A 20,354-nucleotide genomic window follows, 5' to 3' on the forward strand; every position below is an offset into this window, starting at 1 on the left:
GTCCCCCCGGCACACGGCTACGAAGAGTGAAGGCGGTCACGCTGCCCCCGGGCCCGGCTTGAACCCCTCCGGCAGCAGCCGGGCCAGCGCCCGGACCGCCCGGTACTGGAGCGCCTTGATCGCGCCCTCGTTCTTCCCCATCGCCTGCGCGGTCTCGGCCACCGAGAAGCCCTGCAGGAACCGCAGCACGATGCACTCCTGCTGCTCCGGGTTGAGCTGCTTGACCGCGGTCAGCAGGGCGACGTTGGTGATGTGGTCGACGACGGCCGCCTCCGGGCTGCCCTCGGGGCCCCGGTCCTCCCGGTCGGCGTCCAGCACGTCCCCGGTGGTGACCTCCAGCCGGTACCGGCCGGACTTGAAGTGGTCGGCGACCAGGTTCCGGGCGATCGTGACCAGCCAGGCGCCCAGGTCCCGCCCCTGCCAGGTGAAGCTGCCGATCCGCTTCAGCGCGCGCAGGAAGGTGTCGGACGTCAGGTCCTCGGCCAGTTGCCGGTTGCCGACCCGGAAGTAGACGAACCGGAACACGGTGTCCACATACCGGTCGTAGATCAGCCCGAACGCCTCGGCCTCGCCCGCCTGCGCCCGCTCCACCAACGCCCACACCTCGGCGGCGGCGTCGGACGGGTCTGGCCGGCTGGGGTACCGCGGCTCGCCGGACGGCGCCGGCGGCTGCTTGGGCAGTTGCTGGGTCGCGGTGTCGTCCGCGCTGACCGGGGGCCGGAGGATGACGACGGTGTCGTCCTCGGCGCCCTGCGCCCGGCCGGGCTGCGTCGGCATCGGCGGCCGGGGCGGGGACGCGACCCGGCCACCGAGCGGCTTGGCGTTGCCGCCGGGGGTGTGCCGGCTGGGGCCCTCGTTGGTGGGCGGGCGGGTCCGGGTCCGGTCCACGCCGCCGTCGCCCCGGACGGCGAGGCTGACCACCTCGCGCAGTTCGTCGCGCAGCAGGGCCAGCCCGCCGGCGAGGGCCTCGCGCGCCGCGAGCACCTCGCGGCTGACCAGTTGGGAGTTGCTGTAGACGTATGAAGCCGCGGTCACTACCCCTCCTCCGCATACCCGCGCAGCAATGCACCAGCGTGATCCGGCTGCGGGGCCGGTCCCGCGCGCCCGTCCGGGTACCGGATGGGCGACGCCGGTTGCCGACGCTCGCCCTGCAGGGGCGGGTGCGGTGCTTGCACGGGCACAGCGGCCTCCTCGGGGTGAGGGGTGTCGACTCGCGGCAATGAGGCGAGCCGACCCGGACGATCATAGGGCCAACCTCACCCACATGTGTGGAGTCCGTTACAGAGAGAAGTATTGTTTGTCGTGATGCACGGACTGTGTCGCACAGGTTGTGCGCTGTCACCTGACGTGTTGGCCGGTCGATGTGGACTGCCGGCGCCGCGACACGCGGGATCGGCGTGCCGTCGCGCCAGCCGGGGGGCTCATTCCCCGTTCATGCGCGAGTTAAGGACACGATTTCATCTCGGTATCGTTTCCGCCCGATGAATGTGGGCCGGTGTGCCAAACTCGGCGACCGTGCAGGAACCCCGCGACCTCGCCGCCCTGGTACGCGCGGCCGCCCGGTCCGGGCCGGGGCGCCCGGCGCTGATCTGCCCGGACCGGACCGTCTCCTGGGGAGACTTGGACGCCCTGGTGGACGCCGTCGCCGCCGGACTGTCCGCCCTCGACCTGCCCGCCGAGCGGGGCTACCCGGCGCGGGTGGCGATCGCCCTGCCCAACGTGCCGGAGTTCGCCGCCGTCCTGTTCGGCGCGCTGCGCGCCGGCCTGGTCGCCGTGCCGGTCAACCCGGAGTACACCCCCCGCGAGCTGCGCCACGTGCTGGCCGACTCGGGCGCCGCCGTCCTGGTGTCCACCCGGGACGTCGCCGCCGCGGTCGCCGGCATCCGGGCCGACCTGCCGGCGCTGCGGCACGTCCACCCGCTCGGCGGCGACGGCCTGGCGGCGCTGACCGCGCCCCGCCCGGCCACCGTGGAAGCCCCCGGGTGCGGCGGCGAGGATCTCGCGGTGCTGCTCTACACGTCCGGCACCGAGGGCGAGCCGAAGGGCGCCATGCTGTCGCACCGGGCCCTGGTCGCCAACCACGAGCAGCTTGCCCGGGTGACGCCCGCGCCGCTGGGCCGCGACGACCGGGTCCTGCTGGCGCTGCCGCTGTTCCACGCGTACGGGCTGAACTGCGGGCTCGGTGCCGTGGTGTACCACGGCGCCTGCGGCGTGCTGGTGGAGCGCTTCGACCCGGCCGGGACGCTGGAGCTGATCGAGCGGCACCGGCTGACGGCGCTCCTCGGGGTCCCGTCCATGTTTCTCGCCTGGGGGCTGCTGGCGGGCGCCGGTGCGGCGATGGCGTCGGTCCGGCTCGCGGTCAGCGGCGCGGCCCCGCTGGACGGCGCGGCGGCCACCCGCTTCGCCGTCGCCACCGGGCACCCGGTCCTGGTCGGCTACGGGCTCACCGAGACGGCGCCGGTCGTCACGTCCACGCTGGCCAGCCCGGCGCCCAAGCCGGAGTCGATCGGCCGGCCGCTGCCCGGCGTCCAGGTCCGCCTGGTCGGCCCGGCCGGCGAGGTGATCTGGCCGGACGCGGGCGGGGCGGAGCCGGAGCCGGACGACGCCGGCGAGCCGGACCTGCAACTCGGCACGCCCGGCACCGACCCCGGCCAGATCGTGGTGCGCGGCGCGAACCTGTTCTCCGGGTACTGGCCCGACGGGCGGGGCGGGCCGGACGCCGAGGGCTGGTGGGCCACCGGCGACATCGCCTACGCCGGCGCGGACGGCGACCTGTTCCTGGTCGACCGGATCGGCGAGCTGATCCTGGTCAGCGGCTTCAACGTGTACCCGCACGAGGTCGAGCGGGTCCTGGCGGCGCATCCGGCGGTGGCCGAGGCCGCGGTCGTGGCCGCGCCGCACCCGGTCACCGGCCAGACGGTCCGGGCGTACGTGGTGCGCCGGCCCGGCGCCACCGTCGACGTGGCCGGGCTGCTCGGGCACTGCGCCGCCAACCTGGCCCGGTTCAAGTGCCCCACCTCGCTGGAGTTCGTCGCCGAACTGCCACACTCGACCATCGGCAAGGTCCGCAAGAGCCGGTTGCCGGGTCTGGAGGAGGGCGCATGAGCGCGGGGCGGCTGACGCTGATCACCCGGGACGGCTGCCACCTGTGCGACGTGGCGAAGGACGCCATGGACCGGGTGGCCGCCGCGAGCGGCGAGCGCTGGGCGGAGCTGGACGTCGACTCGGACATCGAATTGCGGCGGGAGTACGGCGACCGGGTGCCGGTGGTGCTGCTGGACGGCAGGGAGCACGGCTACTGGCGGGTCGAGGAGGGCCGATTGCTGCGCGACCTGGGCGTCGGCGCCGGCCAGTAGAATCGCCCGATGCACCTGGTCTGGGACTGGAACGGCACCCTGCTCAACGACTTCGACGCGGTGGTGCGCTGCACCAACCTCGCCTTCGCGAGCGTCAACGGCCGGGCGGTCTCCCCCGACGAGCACCGCCGCCAGTTCCGGCGGCCGATCGCCGAGTACTACGCCGAGGTGCTGGACCGGCCGGTGGACGCCGAGGAGTTCGCCCGCCTGGACAAGCTGTTCCACGACGAGTACCGGACGCGGCTTTCGGAGTGCGCCCTGGCGCACGACGCGAGGGCGGCCATCCGCGCCTGGGGCGGCGAGCAGTCCCTGCTGTCCATGTGGTTCCACACGGACCTGGTGCCCACCGTCGACGGGTACGGCCTCACTGAACTGTTCCGCCGGGTGGACGGGCTGCGCACCGGTGCCGAGCCGGGCGGCAACGGGCACGGCGGCACCGGTCGGGGCAGCGCCGATCACAAGGCCGGGCACCTGGCCGCCCACCTGGCCGCGCTCGGGGTGCCCGGCGCGGACGCGGTCCTGATCGGCGACTCGCTCGACGACGCGGACGCTGCCGCGGCGGTCGGCGCCCGCGCCGTGCTCTACACCGGCGGGTTCACCGACGCCGACCGGCTGCGCGGGTACGGCGTGCCGGTCGCGGACACCCTGCTGGAGGCGGTGGCGCTCGCTCAGCCGCGCAGGTAGGCGAGCACGGCCAGGACCCGCCGGTGCTGCTCCTCGTCGGGCGGCAACTGGAGCTTGGTGAAGATGTTGCGGACGTGCTTTTCCACCGCGCCGTCGCTGACCACCAGTGCGCGGGCGATCGCGGTGTTCGAGCGGCCCTCGGCCATCAGGCCCAGCACCTCGCGCTCGCGCGGGGTCAGCTCCCGCAGCGGGTCGTCCCGCCGGCGCCGGACCAGCAGTTGCTGCACCACCTCCGGGTCCAGCACCGTGCCGCCGGCGGCCACCCGGTCCAGCGCGTCGAGGAACTCGGCGATGGCGGCCACCCGGTCCTTGAGCAGGTAACCGACCCCGCCACCGGAGCCGCCCGGGCGGGCCGGCCGGACCGTGGCGAGCAGGTCGTCGGCGTAGGAGACCTCGACGTACTGGGAGAGCACCAGGACCGGGCTGCCCGGCACCAGCCGGCGCGCCTCCACGGCCGCCCGCAGCCCCTCGTCGGTGTGCGAGGGCGGCATCCGCACGTCCACGATCGAGATGTCCGGCTGGTGCTCGACGATCGCCGCCACCAGCGCCGGCCCGTCGCCGACCGCCGCGAGCACGTCGTGTCCCCGCTCGGTGAGCAGCCGGACCAGCCCCTCCCGGAGCAGCACGGCGTCGTCCGCGATCACCACACGCATGCGCCTGTTTAGCACGGCAGCTCGACCCTGATCTCGGTGGGCCCGCCGGCCGGGCTGGTCAGGTCGAGTTGCCCGCCGGTGGCGTGCACCCGGTCGGCCAGGCCGGCCAGGCCGTGCCCCTTGGCCAGGTGCGCCCCGCCCACCCCGTCGTCGATCACGACGATGCGCAGCGCCTTCGGCTCCCGGGTGACGGTCAGCCAGCACTCGCCGGCCCGGCTGTGCTTGTTCACGTTGGCCAGCGTCTCGGCCACCACGAAGTAGGCGGCGTTCTCCACCGCCGCGTCCAACCGGCCCTCGGGGGCACCCAGGGCCGGGTCCACCGACAGTTCGACCGGTACCGCGCTGCGGCCGGCGAGGGCGGCGAGCGCGCTCGGCAGCCCGCGGTCGGTGAGCACCGGCGGCGCGATGCCCCGGGACAGCGCCCGCAACTCGTTCAGCGTCTCCCGGGTCTGGGACAGCGCGTCGTCGATCGTCTGCCGGGCCGCGTCCAGGTCGGTGTGCATCTGCTCCTGGACCCGCCCCAGGTCCATGGCGAGGCGGACCAGCCGCTGCTGCGGACCGTCGTGGATGTCCCGCTCCAGCCGGCGCAGCGCGTTCGCCTCGGCGGAGACGGCGGCCGCCCGGCGCTCCTCCAGGACCGTGATCCGGTCGCGGACCTCGGCGACGCCGGTGAGCAGGCCGCGGGCGAAGCTCGCCTCCAGCAGCGCCATCCCGCGGGCCACCAGCGGCAGGGTCAGCGCGAAGAAGGCGCCGATGGCCAGGTTCAGGCCGATCCGGCTCTGCGGGGTGTCCGACATGCCCAGGATCTCGTGCAGTTGCGTGTTGTCCTCGGTGTGCGGGATGGCCCAGTCGAACAGCGGGTACAGCAGGCCGGCGATCGCGCCGACCCACCAGGTCAGCACGAAGGCGAACGAGAACAGCGACACGATGAGCCGGAGGAAGCCGAACGTGGCGTCCAGCCACGACTGCCCGTCCGCGATCGGGATCAGCACCCGGGCGAAGCGGCCCGCGCCCGGCCTGGGCTCCCGGTACGCCGGCCGGACCCGGGGGCGGCGCAGGATGGCCGGGATGCGCAGCCGCTCCAGGTCGGCGAAGAACCGGGCCAGCCGCAGCGCGCCGGCCAGCACCGGGATGCCGACCACGGTGACCAGCAGCCCGGTGCCGAGGCTGACCCCGGCGACCACCACAACGAAGTTGGCCAGGGCGATGGGCAGCCCGCTGAACACGTACGCCGAGTCGATGAGCAGTTGGCGGGGGACTCCCGGATGCCGGCTGGCGCCTGCGACGGCGGTCGCCGCGGTCGTGGTGGTCATGCCATCGACGCTAGGCATCGTCCCGTCCCCCACCCATCCTGTCGCCCGGTGTCTCAAAGGTAGGGCGGGCACTACCGTCCGGGTGACCGGTTCAAGATCGCGATTTGTGCACATCTTCACAAGCGCCTACCCTGGTGGGACGACGGCATCAGGACCGGAGAGCAACCGCACGGAGCCCAACGGAGCCCCATGAGTCAGCACCGCCCAGGCGGACTGTCGGAACTGCCCGAGGCCACCGTGGCCCGCCTACCGGAATACCTTCGCGCCCTGCACGGCCTCGCCGAGGCGGGGCACGACACCGTGTCCAGCGAGGGCCTCGCCACCGCGGCCGGGGTGAACTCCGCCAAGCTGCGCAAGGACCTGTCGCACCTGGGCTCATACGGTACCCGGGGCGTGGGGTACGACGTGGCCCTGCTGATCGAACAGATCGAGTACGTGCTGGGCCTGACCCAGCACCGGGCGGTCGCCCTGGTCGGCGTCGGTAACCTCGGGCACGCCCTGGCCGGGTACGCCGGCTTCGCCACCCGCGGCTTCCGCATCGCCGCCCTGTTCGACGCGGACCCCGCCCAGATCGGCGAGGTGATCAGCGGGCTCACCGTGCACCACATCCGCGAGCTGCCCCGGATCGCGGCCGAGGAGTCCATCTCGATCGGTGTGATCGCCACCCCGGCCGGCGCCGCCCAGGCGGTCGCGGACCAGCTCGTCGCGGTCGGCGTCACCGGCATCCTGAACTTCGCCCCGTGCGTGCTCTCGGTGCCCGAGGGGGTGGACGTGCGCAAGGTCGACCTCGCGATCGAGCTGCAGATCCTGTCCTTCCACGAACACCGCAAGGCCGCGGCCGGCTCGGCGGGCCCGACCGCATCCCTGACCGCCCTGCCCGGCGGCATGGCCGGCAACGGCGCCTCGGGCGGCAACCAGGAGGCGGTCGGCTCGTGAACCTGCTGGTGGTCGGCGCGTCCTACCGGACCGCCGGGGTCTCGACGCTGGAGCGGCTGGCGGTCTCCCCGGCGGAGCTGCCCGCCGCGCTGACCGGACTGCTGGCCCAGGAGTACGTCGGCGAGGCGCTGATCCTGTCCACCTGCAACCGGGTGGAGGTGTACGCGGCGGTCACCGGCTTCCACGGCGGACTGTCCGACATCTGCGGCCTGCTCGCCGAGCGGGCCGGCGTCTCCCCCGCGGTCCTGGCCGCCAACCTCTACGTGCACTACGACAGCGCCGCCGTCCGGCACGCCTTCCGGGTCGCCACCGGGCTGGACTCGATGGTCGTCGGCGAGGCGCAGATCCTCGGCCAGCTGCGGGACGCGTACCACACCGCCGGCGAGGCGGACTCCGTCGGCCGGCTGCTGCACGAGCTGATGCAGCAGGCGCTGCGGGTCGGCAAGCGGGCGCACACCGAGACCGGGATCGACCGGGCCGGGCGCAGCGTGGTCACCGCCGCCCTGGAGGCCGCCGCCGGCCACCTCGGCGGCGCGCTGGCCGGCCACCCGGCGCTGGTCGTCGGCGCCGGCGCGATGGGCGCGCTCAGCATCGCCACGCTCGCCCGCGCCGGCGCCGGACCGCTGAGGGTCGCGAACCGGGGCGCCGAGCGGGCGGCCCGGCTGGCCGAGGCGTACGGGGCCCAGCCGGTACCGTTCGACGACCTGGCGCCCGCCCTGGCCGAGGCCGACGTGGTGATCAGCGCCACCGCGTCCCGCGGCGCGGTGCTGGACCGCGAGACGGTCGCGGCCGCCGTCGCCGGGCGGGCGAGGCCGCTGGTCCTGCTGGACCTGGCGGTACCCCGGGACGTGGAGCCGGCGATCGGCGAGCTGCCCGAGGTGGTCCTGATCGACATCGAGGCGCTCGCCGGCGAGCTGCGCGCCGACCCCGATCGCGGCCCGTTCGCCGAGGCCGGCGCCGTGGAGCGGATCGTCGCCGCCGAGCTGGAGACGTTCCTCGGCTGGCTGCGCGGGGCGGACGTCGCCCCGACCGTGGCGGCGCTGCGCGCCCGCGCCGACGAGGTGGTCGGCACCGAGCTGCGCCGGCTGCGCCAGCGCCGGCCGGAGCTGAGCGACGACCAGCGCGCCGAGGTGGCGCACACCGTGCACCGGGTGGTCCAGCGGCTGCTGCACCAGCCGACCGTGCGGGTCCGCGAGCTGGCCGCCGAACCGGGCGGCGACCAGTACGCCGCGCTGCTGCGCGAGCTGTTCGACCTGGACGTGCCCGGCGACAGCCAGCCGGCCGCGGACCGGATCCCGGCGATGCAGGGGGAGGATCGATGACCGGCAAGCTGCGCCTGGGCACCCGCGGCAGCGCCCTGGCGATGGCCCAGTCGGGCATGGTCGCGGAGGCGGTGCGCGCGGTCACCGGGCGCGACGTCGAACTGGTCGACATCGTGACCCCCGGCGACCGTTCGGCGGCGCCGGTCCAGCGGCTCGGCGTCGGCGTGTTCGTCTCCGCGCTGCGCGACGCGCTCGCCGCCAAGGAGATCGACTTCGCGGTCCACTCGTACAAGGACCTGCCCACCGCCCAGCCGGAGGGGCTGCACGTCGCCGCCGTGCCCCGCCGGGCCGACCCGCGTGACGCGCTGGTCACCCGCTCCGGCGGCATGCTCACCGAGCTGCCGGCGGGCTCCGTGGTCGGCACCGGCGCGGTCCGCCGGATCGCCCAACTGCACGCGCTGGGGCTGGGCCTGGAGGTCACCCCGATCCGCGGGAACGTGGACACCCGCCTGCGCCGCGTCCTCGGCCCCGAGGCGGACCTGGACGCGATCGTCCTGGCCCGTGCCGGCCTGGCCCGGCTCGGCCGGGAGGCCGTCATCACCGAGACCCTCGACCCGATGCTCATGCTGCCGGCCCCCTCGCAGGGCGCGCTGGCCGTGGAGTGCCGGGCCGACGACACCGACCTGGGCGAGCTGCTGGGGGCGCTCGACCACGCACCGACCCGGTACGCGGTGACCGCGGAACGGGCGCTGCTCGCCGCGCTGGAGGCCGGGTGCAACGTCCCGGTCGCCGGCCTGGCGGACCTCGTCGACGGCGACGACGGCGAGGAGATCTACCTGCGCGGGGCGGTGATCAGCCTGGACGGCAGTCGCTGCATCCGGCTGTCCCGCTCCGGAACGCCCGCCGACGCGGCGAAGATCGGTCTGGCCCTGGCGGCCGACCTCCTCGACGCCGGCGCCGATACAGTACTTGGGAGTAACGCATGACCCGCATCCATAAGCCCGCCGGCCGGATCGCCTTCGTCGGGGCCGGCCCCGGCGACCCGGGCCTGCTGACCCGCCGGGCGCACGCCGCGCTGACCGGCGCCGACCAGGTGATCTACGACCGGGGCGTGCCGGAGGCGCTGCTCGCCTCGGTGCGCGCGCAGGCCAAGCCGGACGCCCAGTTCACCCCCGCCGAGGGTGCCCCGGGCGACGTGGCGAAGGTGCTGCTGTCCGCGGCCCGGTCCGGCCTGTCGGCCGTGCACCTGGTCGGCGGCGACCCGTTCGGGCACGACTCGGTGATCAAGGAGGTGCAGGCGGTTGCCCGGACCGCGGTGCACTTCGAGGTCGTCCCGGGCATCGGGCAGGCCGCGGGCGTGGCCGCCTACGCCGGCGTGCCGATGCCGGGGGTGCGCACGCTCGCCGACGCGGAGGACGTCGCCGCGCTGGACTTCGAGGCCCTCGCCGCCGCCGTGGAGCGCGGCTGTACCGCGGTCGCGGTGGACGCCGGTGACCTCGCCGCCGTCCGGGACGGCCTGCTCGCCGCCGGTGTCGACGGTGCCACCCCGGTCGCCGTCACCGGCGACGGGACGGGGGACACCCAGTACACCACCGCGTCCACCGTCGACAGCTTCGTCGCCGCGGCGCTCGGCTTCACCGGGCGCGTCGTGCTCACCGCCGGTTCGGCGGTCGCCCACCGCGACAAGCTGGGCTGGTGGGAGAACCGCCCGCTGTACGGGTGGAAGGTGCTGGTACCCCGCACCAAGGAGCAGGCCGGGGCGATGAGCGAGCGGCTGCGCGCGTACGGGGCCATCCCGTGCGAGGTGCCGACCATCGCGGTCGAGCCGCCGCGCACCCCCGCCCAGATGGAGCGGGCGATCAAGGGCCTGGTCGACGGCCGGTACGCCTGGGTGGTGTTCACCTCGGTGAACGCGGTCCGCGCGGTGTGGGAGAAGTTCGGCGAGCACGGCCTGGACGCCCGCCACTTCGGCGGCGTGAAGATCGCCTGCATCGGCGAGGCCACAGCCGACGCGGTCCGCGCGTTCGGCATCCAGCCGGAGCTGATCCCGGCCGGCGAGCAGACCTCCGAGGGCCTGCTGGCCGAGTTCTCGCCGCACGACGAGATCCTCGACCCGGTCGGCCGGGTGCTGCTGCCGCGGGCCGACATCGCCACCGAGACCCTCGCCGCCGGCCTGCTGGAGCGCGGCTGGGAGGTGGACGACGTCACCGCCTACCGGACGGTGCGCGCCGCGCCGCCGCCCGCCGAGATCCGGGACGCCATCAAGTCGGGTGGTTTCGACGCGGTTCTGTTCACCTCGTCCTCCACGGTGCGGAACCTGGTGGGGATTGCGGGCAAGCCGCACACGCGTACGGTGGTGGCGGTGATCGGGCCGAAGACGGCGGAGACCGCCACCGAGTTCGGCCTGCGGGTGGACGTGCAGCCCGGCCACGCCTCGGTGCCGGACCTCGTGGAGGCGCTCGCCGCGTACGCGGTGGAGCTGCGCGAGAAGCTTGCCGCCATGCCCGCCAAGCAGCGCCGCGGTTCCAAGGTGCAGGGGCCGACGGCGCTCCGGTTCCGCTAGGAGGAGCGATGACCTACCCCGGCGCCGCATTCCCGCAGGCCCGGCCCCGGCGGTTGCGGCGTACCCCGGCGCTGCGCCGCCTGGTGGAGGAGACCCGGATCGCGCCGGCCGACCTGATCCTGCCGATGTTCGTGAAGGAGGGGCTCACCGAGCCCCGCCCGATCGATTCCCTCCCGGGGGTCGTCCAGCACTCCCGGGAGTCGCTGCGCAAGGCCGCCGTGGAGGCGGTGCGGGCGGGCGTGGGCGGCCTCATGCTGTTCGGCGTGCCGGTCGGGCGCGACGAGCTCGGCTCCGCCGGCTGCGACCCCGAGGGCGTGCTCAACGTCGCCATCCGTGACGTGGTGGCCGAGGTGGGCGACGCCACGGTGGTGATGAGCGACCTGTGCCTGGACGAGTTCACCTCGCACGGCCACTGCGGCGTCCTCGCCGCGGACGGCGGCGTCGACAACGACGCCACCCTGGCCCACTACGGCGAGATAGCGGTCGCCCAGGCCGCCGCCGGCGCGCACGTCCTCGGCCCCTCCGGGATGATGGATGGCCAGGTCGCCGCCGTCCGCCGGGCCCTCGACGCCGCCGGCTTCGCCGACGTGTCGATCCTGGCCTACGCCGCCAAGTACGCCTCCGCCTTCTACGGCCCGTTCCGGGACGCCGTGGAGTCCCCGTTGCAGGGCGACCGCCGCACCTACCAGCAGGATCCGGCCAATGTCCGGGAGGCCCTCCGCGAGGTCGCCCTCGACGTCGCCGAGGGTGCCGACCTGGTCATGGTCAAGCCCGCCCTGCCCTACCTGGACGTCGTCGCCGCCGTCCGCCAGGCCGTGGACCTGCCGGTCGCCGCGTACCAGGTCTCCGGCGAGTACGCGATGATCGAGGCCGCGGCCGGGAAGGGCTGGCTGGACCGCGACCGCGCGATCCTGGAGACGCTGACCTCGATCCGGCGCGCGGGTGCCCAGAACGTCCTCACCTACTGGGCCGTCGAGGCCGCCACCCTCCTTCGCCACCGCTACTGACCCGCTGCCACGGCGGCGGAGCCAGTGGGAGGTGCGGGTGGCGAAGTACCGGGGCGATTCTCCGCCACCCGCGTATGGGCCGGGTACCGAGCCGGCGGCTCAGGCGGCCAGGGTGGCTTCGCCGTACGGGTCGATGAGGGTGAGGCGGTCCAGGCGGTCCAGGCGGTAGCCGACGCCGCGGATGGTGTTGATCTCGGGACCGCGGCCGGCGAGCTTGACGCGCAGGCGGCGGACGTGGACGTCGACGGTGCGCTCGCCGGAGGGGACGGCGTAGCCCCAGACCTGGCGGAGGAGTTGGCCGCGGGTGAAGACCCGCTCGCCGTTGCGGGCGAGGAAGAGCAGCAGGTCGTACTCGCGGCGGGTCATCTCCAGGGGCTCGCCGCGCAGCAGGGCCAGCCGACGCAGCGGCATCAGGACCAGGTCCGCGCGCCGGGCCGGGTTCGGGGCCGGTGCGGCCGGGGCGGGCGGGACGCCGGCGTCCAGGGTGTCGAGCAGGACGGAGACCGTCGTGACGACCTGGGCGTCGGCGGGCCCGCCTGGCAGGTCGCGGCAGGCTTCCCGGAGGCGTTCGGCGACCCGACCGGCGTGGGTGGCGGCGTCGGGGCCGGCCGGGACCGGGACCTGCACCGTGACGAGCAGGTGCGGGCGGTCCGGGTCCGCCTCGGCGACCAGGGATCGGTAGGCGGAGTCGAGGCGCGTGACGGTCATGCGGGGATACCTCCGGCGATCGTCGGGAGGCCGGCCCGGCGCCAGGCGGCGATCCCGCCGGCCAGGTCGGTGGCCCGGTGCAGGCCCAGGTCCTGCAGGGCGGCGGCGGCCAGCGAGGACGTGTAGCCCTCCTGGCAGAACACGATGACCGGCAGGTCGTACCGGTCGGCGATGGGCAGGCGGGCGTCGCTGGCCGGGTCGAAGCGCCACTCCAGGACGTTGCGTTCGATGGCCAGGGCGCCGGGGATCAGGCCGTGCGCGGCGCGCTGCACGGCGGGGCGGATGTCAACCAGGGCGGCGCCCTCGCGCTGGGCGCGGTAGACCTCGTGCGGGTCCAGGCGGCGCAGCCGGGCGCGGGCGGCGGCGAGCACCTCGTCGATGCTGCGCCCCCCGGCGGGGCGGGTGGTCACCGGTGTCACCAGTCGGCCCCCGCGCGCTCGACCGCCACCGGGCGGAGCCCCTCGGCGGACAGCTCATACCGGGTCATCCGGGTGAGGGCGGGGGCGTACACGTGCAGGCTGACGGCCGGCCGGCGGGAGGTGTTGCGGATCAGGTGGACGTGCCGCGAGCCGAAGCGGCGCACCTCGCCCGTGGCGAACTCGCGCCCGCGCAGGTCGGGACCGTCCAGGGTGTACTCCGTGAGGGTGCCGGAGACGATGGTGAACGCCCCGGCGGAGCCGCCGTGGTCGTGCAGGTCGGTCTGCTGGCCGGGCAGCCAGGTCAGCAGCCACGCCTCGTGGTCGTCGGCGGTGGCGACCCGGGCGTACCAGCGGGCGGCCGGGGTGAACCGGGGCGCCATCGGCCACTGCTCCGGTTCGGAGGCGTACCTCAGGGCCAGGGCAGACGGGTCGGTGGGCAGGGTGAGGGTCGAGGTCATGGGTGCTCCCGGGCGGGTGGGTTCGGGCTGGCTTGTGGTCGCTGAGGCGCGGGGAGTGGTCGGCGTCAGCGACAGCGGGCCAGACCGCCGGCGATGTGTGCCGGCAGCAGTCGGGAGCGGATCGACATGCCGGAAGTATAGCCGGTTTTTCCTACCGGGTGGATAGGATAAGTCGGAAAGTGAGCTGCCCGTCACCCCGCGGGGCGAGCCGCGGGGTGTGGTCGCCGGAGCCGAGCGGGCCCCGGCGACTCAGGCCGGGGCGCCCAGGCGCGCCACCACGTCCGCCACGTCCGCGTCGTACTCGCGCCACTCCCGGTCGGGCAGGAAACCCAGCTCCGCGTTGACCTTGAGCATCGGCGCGTTGTCCAGCGCGTTCCAGGTCTGCACCTCGGTCAGCTGCGGCTCGGCCGAGCGCAGCTCGAACAGCATCCGGGCCTTGATCGCCCGGTCGATGCCGTAGCCGCGGTGATCCGGGACGACGATCGTGTCGTACTGGTCCGCCCGGCTCGGGTGCTGCGCCGGGACCACCACCTCGGTCAGCCCGGCCACCTCGCCGGTCTTCTCGTGGATGGCCAGCACGATGTACGGCTTCATGCCGCGCCGGTGCAGCGTGGCGATGCTGTCCCGCAGCCGCTCCGGGTCGTACGAGCTGGGGCGCAGGTCCAGGTCGCCGGGATCGTCCTCGACGTCGCGCACCTCGGCCTTGGCCCGCGCGTACGAGGCGATCAGCTCCTCGGGCGGCCCACCCGGGTAGTACTCGATGCGGTAGCCGGCCCCGATACCGCGCGACATCTCGCCCAGCGCCAACCAGTCCACCGAGGACAGCGGCAGCACGCTGCGGCTCTCCCGGTACGCGCAGGCGAAGCCGATGGACTCGTAGAACGGCACCGCCGGGGTGTCGCCGATGACCTCCACGCCGACCGAGGTGAAGCCCTCGCGGTACGCCCGCCGGGCCGCCTCGCCGATCAGCGACCGGCCCACGCCGGCCCGGCGGTAGTCGGGGTGTACCAACAGGTCCAGCACGCCGATGTCCCCGAGCAGCAGGACGCTGGCCTGCGCCTTCAGCTTGCCCGGGCTGGCCGGCGTGCCCTCCTGCGCGACCCAGCAGATGCGACGCTCACCCTGCATCGTCTCGCCGAGGTACTCACGCAGGTATGCGTTGCGCCACGGCGGGTCCTCCGGCAGATCGGCGGCCAGGGCCGCGTTGAGCGTGCCCAACAGCGACTCGATCTCCTCGTCGGGAGCCGTGAGCGGATCCCACTCGCGCACCATCACCGCACTAGCTTGCCGCTGATCCGCCGCTCAGGGAAGTGGTCCGGCGGGCAAAGTACGGATCCCGTCACGCTCGGTGCCACCTATGTCCCGCCCGTGCGGCTCGCCTCTGATGCCCCTGTGGTTCCCTGCGGCCCCTGAGGCGGCTCAGCCCCGGCTGCGCTGCCCGTAGTCGTTCGCGGCGGCGTAGATCGCCTCCCGGTAGGACTGTGGGGTGTTGTAGGCGCCGATCGCGGCCCACCAGTCGGCCGCAACGGACAGGTCCCGGCCGTTGGAGCAGAGGTAGTTCGCCGCCGCCAGCGCCGCGTCGTCGATGTCGTTCGGGTCCTTCACCCCGTCGTTGTCGGCGTCGACGGCGAACGAGCGCCAGGTGCTGGGGATGAACTGCATCGGGCCGACCGCGCGGTCGTACGTGCTGTCAAAATCCAGTGCCCCGCCGTCGGTGTCCCGCACGACGGCGTTCCCGCCGGTGCCGTTCAGCGGCGGCCCCACGATCGCCGGCAGCGCCCGGCCGTCCGGGCCGAGCGTGGCGCCGTTCGCGCTGCCGTGCCCCGACTCGACCTTGCCGATCGCCGCCAGCGTGGTCCAGCTCAGGTGGCAGCCGGGCGTGGTCTGGGCGAGGACCAGTTCGGCGTACCCGTACGCCTGCAGGGCGACGACCGGGATGCCGGTCCGCTCGGTGAGCTGCGCCGCCCAGCCGACCAGCACGTCGGCCGGGCGCCCGCCGTAGCCGGGGTTCACCGGGGCGTCGGTCGGCCCGGCGGTCGCGGTATCGGTGGGGTAGGCGGTCGGCTCGAACGTCGGCAACCCGATCGGCACGTCGGTCGCGCCCACGCCCGGTGCCGGCGGGGTCGCCTCCGGCGAGGCGGTACCGGCCGCGCCGGCCGCTCTCGACCCGGCGGTCGCCGGGACCACCACGGCGCCACCCACCAGGGCCACCCCGACCAACAGCAGCATCAGCAAGCCGGACGTGGTGGTCCGGCCGGCCGGCCGGCGCGCGTACCCGGCGATCGCGGCCGCGACCCGGCGGGGCGGCGGCAGCCGCCGCAACCGGTGCGCGAACCTGATCCGCCGCCGCCGACCCGGCGGCACGGCGTCCGCGGCCGGCCCGCCGGCCTCCGCCGCCTTCCCGGCCGCGGTGGCCTTCGCGCCTTCGCGCGGTTCCTCCCCTTCGGCCGGTTCCTCCGCCGCCGCTTCCGCGACAGCCGAAATCTGCCCAACGGGCTTCTCGATTACCGCGGTCGCCGCCGGCTTCTCGGCTGCCCTGGCCGCCGTCGCCGGTTCCTCGGCGGCCGTGGTCTGCTCAGCGGGGTTCTCGATCGCCGTGGTCGCCGCCGGCTTCTCGGCGGCTGCGGTCTGCTCCGGGACGACCACTGTGGTCTCGGGGCCGGCGGCGGCCGGTGGGGCCTCAGCTTCGGGCTCGGGTGCGGCCCCGGAACTGCCGAGCGGGCCCGCCCAGGAGGGGATCGAGGAACGCAGCACGGGTCTGGGGGTCTCGCCGGTCACGGGGTCGTCACCGGCGCTCCGGTCCGTCACGTCCGCCACCCGTCGAGTATGGCGCATCGATGCGGGCGGCCCGCTCGCCTATCCTGGGCGCATGCCCAGGTACGACTTCCGTTGCCGCGCCTGCGGCGACACGTTCGAGGTGACCCGTCCGATGAGGGCGGCGGCCGAGCCCGCGACCTGCCCGTCCGGCCATACCGACACGGTCAAGTTACTGACGACGGTGGCCCTCGCGACCGGTGGCCGGGGCGGCCAGCCCGCGTCCGGTCCGGTTGGTGGCGGTTGCTGCGGCGGTGCCTGCGGCTGCGGCTGACCGTCCTGTTTCTCCGGAGTTCCAGCGATTCCGGCTCTTCCATCACCGATCGGCGTGCCCATCCGCGCCCCGGTCACCCGTACGGCCCGTTGGTGCTGGCCCCGTGGGCCGCAACCGCCGCGCCGACCGGTCGTTACGCCGGCCGAACCGCCCCCGTCGCGTCCGCTCGTTGATCTTCGTCATCGCATCGTCCCTGGTTGAACCGCTTTGGGCGAGGCGTACGCAAGCCGTTTCTACGATGCGCGACCAGTCCGGGGTGCGACAGCATGAACGCGACTTCCAGGGGGGCGGAGGTTCCACGCTTGACTGCACGGACTCACCTGCCGGCGGGGCTGGTGACCTTCATGTTCACCGATATCGAAGGGTCGACGAGGCTGGCCCAGATGCTCGGACCGGGGTACCGCGCGGTCCTGAAGGAGCACCGGCGGGTCCTGCGCCGGACGCTGGCCACGGGCGAAGGTGCCGAGCTGTTCACCGAGGGCGACTCGTTCTTCTTCGCGTTCTCCGACGCCGGGGCGGCGCTGGCGGCCGCCGCGGAGGCGCAGCGGGCGCTCGCCGCGCACGAGTGGCCCACCGCCGCGGCGCGACCCCGGGTACGGATCGGCCTGCACACCGGGTACGCGGAGCCGCTGGGGGGCGAGTACGCGAGCCCGGAGGTGCACCGCGCGGCCCGGGTCGCGGCGGCGGCGCACGGCGGCCAGGTGCTCTGCTCGCGGGCGACCGCCCAGCACGCGGCGCCGCTGAGCGTCGACGCCGAACTGGTGGACCTGGGCCTGCACCGGCTGCGCGGCTTCGACGACCGGGAGCGGCTGTTCCAGCTCGTCGCGCCCGGCCTGGAGCGGCAGTTCCCGCGCCCGCGCACGCTGGACGCCAGCCCGCACAACCTGCCGACACAGATCACCACGTTCGTCGGCCGGGTCCGGGAGCGGGCCGAACTGCGCTCGCTGGTGACCGCGCAGCGGCTGGTGACCGTGGTCGGCGCCGGCGGGGCCGGCAAGACCCGGCTCGCCGTCGAGCTGGCCGGCGACCTGGTGGGCGAGTACCCGGACGGGATCTGGTTCGTGGACGTCGCCACGATCACCGACCCGGGACTGCTGGGCTTCGCGGTCGCGTCGGTGCTGGGGCTGCGCCCGGAGCCGGGGCGCCCGGTGGTCGACACGATCGTCGAGTACGCCGCGAACCGGCGGTTGCTGCTGGTGCTGGACACCTGCGACGCCCAGCTCGCCGCGTCCGTGCAGATCGTTGCGCGGCTGCTCGGCGGCGGCAGCGCCGCGTCGGTGCTGGCCACCAGCCGGGAGCCGTTCGGCCTGCCCGGCGAGGTGGTCTGGCGGATTCCGGCGCTGTCGCTGGAGCCGGCCGGCGAGGGCGAGCCGAGCGAGGCGGTGGCGCTGATGCGGGACCGCACGATGGCGGCCCGGGGCGGGCGCAGCACGGACGCGAACGAGCTGGCCCACCTGGAGCGGGTGGTGTCCCGGCTGGACGGCCTGCCGCTGGCGATCGAGCTGGCCGCCGCCCGGCTGCGGGTGCTCTCCGCGAGTCAGCTCGCCGAGCGCCTGGACGACGTGCTCGGCGCGCTGGACGCCGGCCGGGGCGAGCCCGACCGTGGCGGGGACGCCGGCCGGGGCGAGGATGCCGCCCGGAGCGTGCCGGAGCCGGCCGACGCGCCGGTGGTGGACCGCGGCACGGCACCGCGGCACACCACCATGCAGGCGACGGTCACCTGGTCGTACCGGACCCTGGGGCCCCGCCCCGCCCGGCTGCTGCGCTGGATGTCCGTGTTCGCCGGACCGGTCGACCTGTCCACCGTGGAGTGGCTGCTGGGGGAGGACTGCCTCGACCCGCTGGCGACCCTGGTCGACAAGTCGCTGATCCAGGCGGAGCCGACCGCCGCGGGCACCTCGTACCGGATGCTGGACCCGATCCGCGGGTACGCGGCCCGGCGGCTGGCCGGCGCGGGCGAGGAGCGGGCGGCCCGGGACCGGCACGTCGACTGGTGCCGGCACGCGATCGAGCGGGCGCAGCTGGGCGCCGACGGCCGGCCGGTGACGATGTCGCTGTACGAACTGGACCCGTACGCCGATGAGCTGCGCGCCGCGCTGCGCTGGTCCGCGGTGGGTGGCAGCGCCCGGCCGGGCCTGGGGATGGCCGGCGGCCTGGACCAGTGGTGGCGCGAGCGCGGCCTGGCCCGGGAGGCCCGGCTGTGGCTGTTCCGGCTGTACGGCCGGATCGCCGAGACCGGCGAGCCGATCCCCGAGGCGGAGCTGGCCGTCGCGTACCACATGCACTCGCAGCACGCCGGCGCGGACGGTGAGTTCGCCGAGGAGCTGCGCTTCTCCGAGCGGGCCGAGGCAGCGGCGCGCCTCGCGGACGACCCGGGGCTGCTCGCCCGGGTGCTGGCCGGCCGGGCGGCGACGCTGGTGGACGTGGGGCAGTTCGTGGACGCCGAGCGCGTCTGCCGGGAGGTCCTGGAGTGGGCGCGGGCCCGGGGGGTGACCGGCGACGCGCTGGAGGCGGTCTACACGCTTGCCAAGCTGCTCTGGCGGCGCGGCGCCCTGGACGAGGCGGCGGACCTGCTCGGCGCGGCCCGCGCGGTGGAGTCGGCCCACCCGGCGGACCGGGGCCGGCGGGCGGTGGACATGCTGCTCGGCATGGTCGCGCTGGCCCGCCGGGACCTGGTCGCCGCGCACGACCACCTGACCGTCGCGCTGCGCTCCCGGATGGCCTACGGGTTCCACTCGCGCGCCTGCGACACGCTCAGCGCCCTGGCGGTGCGCTGCGTGCTCGGCGGCGAGCCGGTCACCGCGGCCCGGCTGTTCGGCGCCGCCCAGGCGACCCGCTCGGGGCTGCGTTCCCTGGCCGGGATCTTCGGTCCCTACTGGACGGCCCAGCAGACCCGGGTGCGCGCGTTCATCGGGGACGGCACGTTCGACGCGGCCTACGCCGAGGGCGCGTCGTACTCGCTGGAGGAGGCCGTCGAGGCGGCCCTGGCCGTCGAGTACCCGGACCTGCGGGCGGGCTCACCGCGGTTCGAAAACGTCCCCTGACCGGTGGTGCCGGCGCATTCCGTGGCTGCGCCGGCACCGGTGGGGCGGGGGTCAGCGGGCGGCGGTGGCCAGCCCGGCTGCCTTGAGTTCGGCCGCCCGGTCCAGGTCGGCCTGGCTGACCACCAGGCTGCCGAACGCCTTCACCGCCTGGTAGTACGTCCACGCCAGGCTGGTGCAGGCCGGCCGGACGACGGCGTTGTAGGTGGCGCACTTGCGCTTCAGGTCCTCGTAGAAGGCGCTGTCGATCCGAGACTTGTTCGCCGGGAACTGTCCCATGGCCTTGTAGTTGCGGTAGCCGAAGTCGTGCCGGGCGCACGAGCTCTTGAAGTCGAACCCGAGCGGGTTGTCCGGGCTGGCCGAGCAGTAGTCGGTGGACCAGTCGAACGCGTACCCGGCCCAGGCGCTCTGGTTGGCGCGCGCGGACAGGAACGCGTTCTGGCTGGCGGCGCTGGTCTGGGTCCAGCTGGACAGGACGGCCAGCTTGTCGGCGGCGGTGACGGCCGAGGCGGGGCCGGCGATCCCGAGTGCGAACAGGAGGGCGAGGGCGGTGCTGCCCAGCAGCGTGAGCAGCCGGCGTGCCTGCATGACGAGCCTCCGAGGGGGGTTCGGGGGTTGCGAATGTGGTGATCACCCGGCGGGTCGCCGGGTGATCACCAGTGTCGAGGCATCGTCCGTCATAAATCTGTATCGAGATCGATTTTTGGGCGCCGGCCGGGAAAACGCCCAATTAACGCGCCACTCCCGGATCCGTACCGGCCAGCTTCGGGTGGCGGTCTCTCCACACACGAGCAACGGCCCGGCACACACTCGGTGCACCGGGCCGTTGCGCGACGAAAAGGGGCCACCTGCCGACCCCACCGGAC

Annotated in this window: 19 protein-coding genes; 10 read left to right on the plus strand and 9 right to left on the minus strand. The window is 74.6% G+C overall.

Annotation, left to right across the window (positions count from 1 at the left end; all coding sequences use genetic code 11):
* Nucleotides 1-36: 36 nt before the first annotated feature.
* Nucleotides 37-951, minus strand: a complete 915-nt coding sequence (locus KJS59_RS16660; RefSeq protein ID WP_249714307.1) for an ECF subfamily RNA polymerase sigma factor, BldN family — start codon at nucleotides 949-951, stop codon at nucleotides 37-39.
* Nucleotides 952-1,515: 564 nt separating this feature from the next.
* Between KJS59_RS16660 and KJS59_RS16665 the strand changes: the two genes are divergently transcribed.
* From KJS59_RS16665 to KJS59_RS16675, 3 genes are read left to right on the plus strand one after another with little or no spacing between them, the layout of a single operon-like run.
* Nucleotides 1,516-3,105 (plus strand): AMP-binding protein, encoded by a 1,590-nt coding sequence (locus KJS59_RS16665; RefSeq protein ID WP_306345169.1) that lies wholly within the window; start codon nucleotides 1,516-1,518, stop codon nucleotides 3,103-3,105.
* Nucleotides 3,102-3,356, plus strand: coding sequence for a glutaredoxin family protein (locus KJS59_RS16670; protein ID WP_213453812.1), 255 nt, complete (start codon nucleotides 3,102-3,104; stop codon nucleotides 3,354-3,356). Before KJS59_RS16665 ends, KJS59_RS16670 begins: the two co-directional genes overlap by 4 nt.
* Nucleotides 3,357-3,365: 9 nt before the next feature.
* Entirely contained in the window at nucleotides 3,366-4,040 is a 675-nt protein-coding gene (locus tag KJS59_RS16675) for an HAD family hydrolase (protein ID WP_213453813.1), read from the plus strand.
* On the opposite strand, the gene KJS59_RS16680 is transcribed toward KJS59_RS16675, so the two are convergent.
* Entirely contained in the window at nucleotides 4,025-4,693 is a 669-nt protein-coding gene (locus tag KJS59_RS16680) for a LuxR C-terminal-related transcriptional regulator (protein WP_213453814.1), read from the minus strand. The genes KJS59_RS16675 and KJS59_RS16680 overlap by 16 nt on opposite strands.
* A gap of 8 nt (nucleotides 4,694-4,701) precedes the next feature.
* Nucleotides 4,702-6,006 carry a sensor histidine kinase gene (locus KJS59_RS16685; RefSeq protein ID WP_213453815.1) on the minus strand — a complete coding sequence of 435 codons (1,305 nt, stop codon included), beginning with the start codon at nucleotides 6,004-6,006 and terminating at the stop codon, nucleotides 4,702-4,704.
* A gap of 189 nt (nucleotides 6,007-6,195) precedes the next feature.
* Here KJS59_RS16685 and KJS59_RS16690 point away from each other — a divergent pair, with 189 nt between their 5' ends.
* From KJS59_RS16690 to hemB, 5 genes are read left to right on the plus strand one after another with little or no spacing between them, the layout of a single operon-like run.
* Nucleotides 6,196-6,942, plus strand: a complete 747-nt coding sequence (locus KJS59_RS16690; protein WP_213453816.1) for a redox-sensing transcriptional repressor Rex — start codon at nucleotides 6,196-6,198, stop codon at nucleotides 6,940-6,942.
* The gene (locus KJS59_RS16695; RefSeq protein ID WP_213453817.1) at nucleotides 6,939-8,264 is read left to right on the plus strand and encodes a glutamyl-tRNA reductase; all 1,326 of its coding nucleotides are present in this window, start codon (nucleotides 6,939-6,941) and stop codon (nucleotides 8,262-8,264) included. Before KJS59_RS16690 ends, KJS59_RS16695 begins: the two co-directional genes overlap by 4 nt.
* Nucleotides 8,261-9,190: a hydroxymethylbilane synthase gene (hemC, locus tag KJS59_RS16700; RefSeq protein WP_213453818.1), complete on the plus strand. Its 930-nt coding sequence runs from the start codon at nucleotides 8,261-8,263 to the stop codon at nucleotides 9,188-9,190. Before KJS59_RS16695 ends, hemC begins: the two co-directional genes overlap by 4 nt.
* Nucleotides 9,187-10,767 (plus strand): bifunctional uroporphyrinogen-III C-methyltransferase/uroporphyrinogen-III synthase, encoded by a 1,581-nt coding sequence (locus tag KJS59_RS16705; RefSeq protein WP_213453819.1) that lies wholly within the window; start codon nucleotides 9,187-9,189, stop codon nucleotides 10,765-10,767. Before hemC ends, KJS59_RS16705 begins: the two co-directional genes overlap by 4 nt.
* 8 nt (nucleotides 10,768-10,775) lie before the next feature.
* Nucleotides 10,776-11,774 (plus strand): porphobilinogen synthase, encoded by a 999-nt coding sequence (gene hemB, locus KJS59_RS16710; protein ID WP_213453820.1) that lies wholly within the window; start codon nucleotides 10,776-10,778, stop codon nucleotides 11,772-11,774.
* Nucleotides 11,775-11,873: 99 nt separating this feature from the next.
* Here hemB and KJS59_RS31820 read toward each other — a convergent pair whose 3' ends face one another.
* The 5 genes from KJS59_RS31820 to KJS59_RS16735 form a co-directional block, all read right to left on the minus strand.
* Complete coding sequence (locus KJS59_RS31820; RefSeq protein WP_213453821.1) at nucleotides 11,874-12,482, minus strand: winged helix-turn-helix domain-containing protein; 609 nt, start codon at nucleotides 12,480-12,482, stop codon at nucleotides 11,874-11,876.
* A complete protein-coding gene (locus KJS59_RS16720) occupies nucleotides 12,479-12,892 on the minus strand; it encodes a rhodanese-like domain-containing protein (RefSeq protein ID WP_249714299.1) in 414 nt (137 codons plus the stop codon). Before KJS59_RS16720 ends, KJS59_RS31820 begins: the two co-directional genes overlap by 4 nt.
* Before the next feature lie 5 nt (nucleotides 12,893-12,897).
* Complete coding sequence (locus KJS59_RS16725; RefSeq protein WP_213453822.1) at nucleotides 12,898-13,359, minus strand: cysteine dioxygenase; 462 nt, start codon at nucleotides 13,357-13,359, stop codon at nucleotides 12,898-12,900.
* A gap of 249 nt (nucleotides 13,360-13,608) precedes the next feature.
* Complete coding sequence (locus tag KJS59_RS16730) at nucleotides 13,609-14,631, minus strand: GNAT family N-acetyltransferase (protein WP_213453846.1); 1,023 nt, start codon at nucleotides 14,629-14,631, stop codon at nucleotides 13,609-13,611.
* A gap of 147 nt (nucleotides 14,632-14,778) precedes the next feature.
* Nucleotides 14,779-16,176 carry a lytic transglycosylase domain-containing protein gene (locus tag KJS59_RS16735; RefSeq protein WP_213453823.1) on the minus strand — a complete coding sequence of 466 codons (1,398 nt, stop codon included), beginning with the start codon at nucleotides 16,174-16,176 and terminating at the stop codon, nucleotides 14,779-14,781.
* A gap of 52 nt (nucleotides 16,177-16,228) precedes the next feature.
* On the opposite strand from KJS59_RS16735, the gene KJS59_RS16740 reads away from it, so the two are divergent.
* Both KJS59_RS16740 and KJS59_RS16745 read left to right on the plus strand, forming a co-directional pair.
* Complete coding sequence (locus tag KJS59_RS16740) at nucleotides 16,229-16,447, plus strand: FmdB family zinc ribbon protein (protein ID WP_213453824.1); 219 nt, start codon at nucleotides 16,229-16,231, stop codon at nucleotides 16,445-16,447.
* 302 nt (nucleotides 16,448-16,749) lie between these two features.
* Entirely contained in the window at nucleotides 16,750-19,491 is a 2,742-nt protein-coding gene (locus KJS59_RS16745) for an ATP-binding protein (protein ID WP_213453825.1), read from the plus strand.
* Nucleotides 19,492-19,542: 51 nt separating this feature from the next.
* On the opposite strand, the gene KJS59_RS16750 is transcribed toward KJS59_RS16745, so the two are convergent.
* Entirely contained in the window at nucleotides 19,543-20,076 is a 534-nt protein-coding gene (locus KJS59_RS16750; RefSeq protein WP_213453826.1) for a phospholipase, read from the minus strand.
* Nucleotides 20,077-20,354 lie beyond the last annotated feature (278 nt).

Source organism: Rhizomonospora bruguierae (assembly GCF_018397995.1).
Taxonomy (GTDB): Bacteria; Actinomycetota; Actinomycetes; order Mycobacteriales; family Micromonosporaceae; genus Rhizomonospora; species Rhizomonospora bruguierae.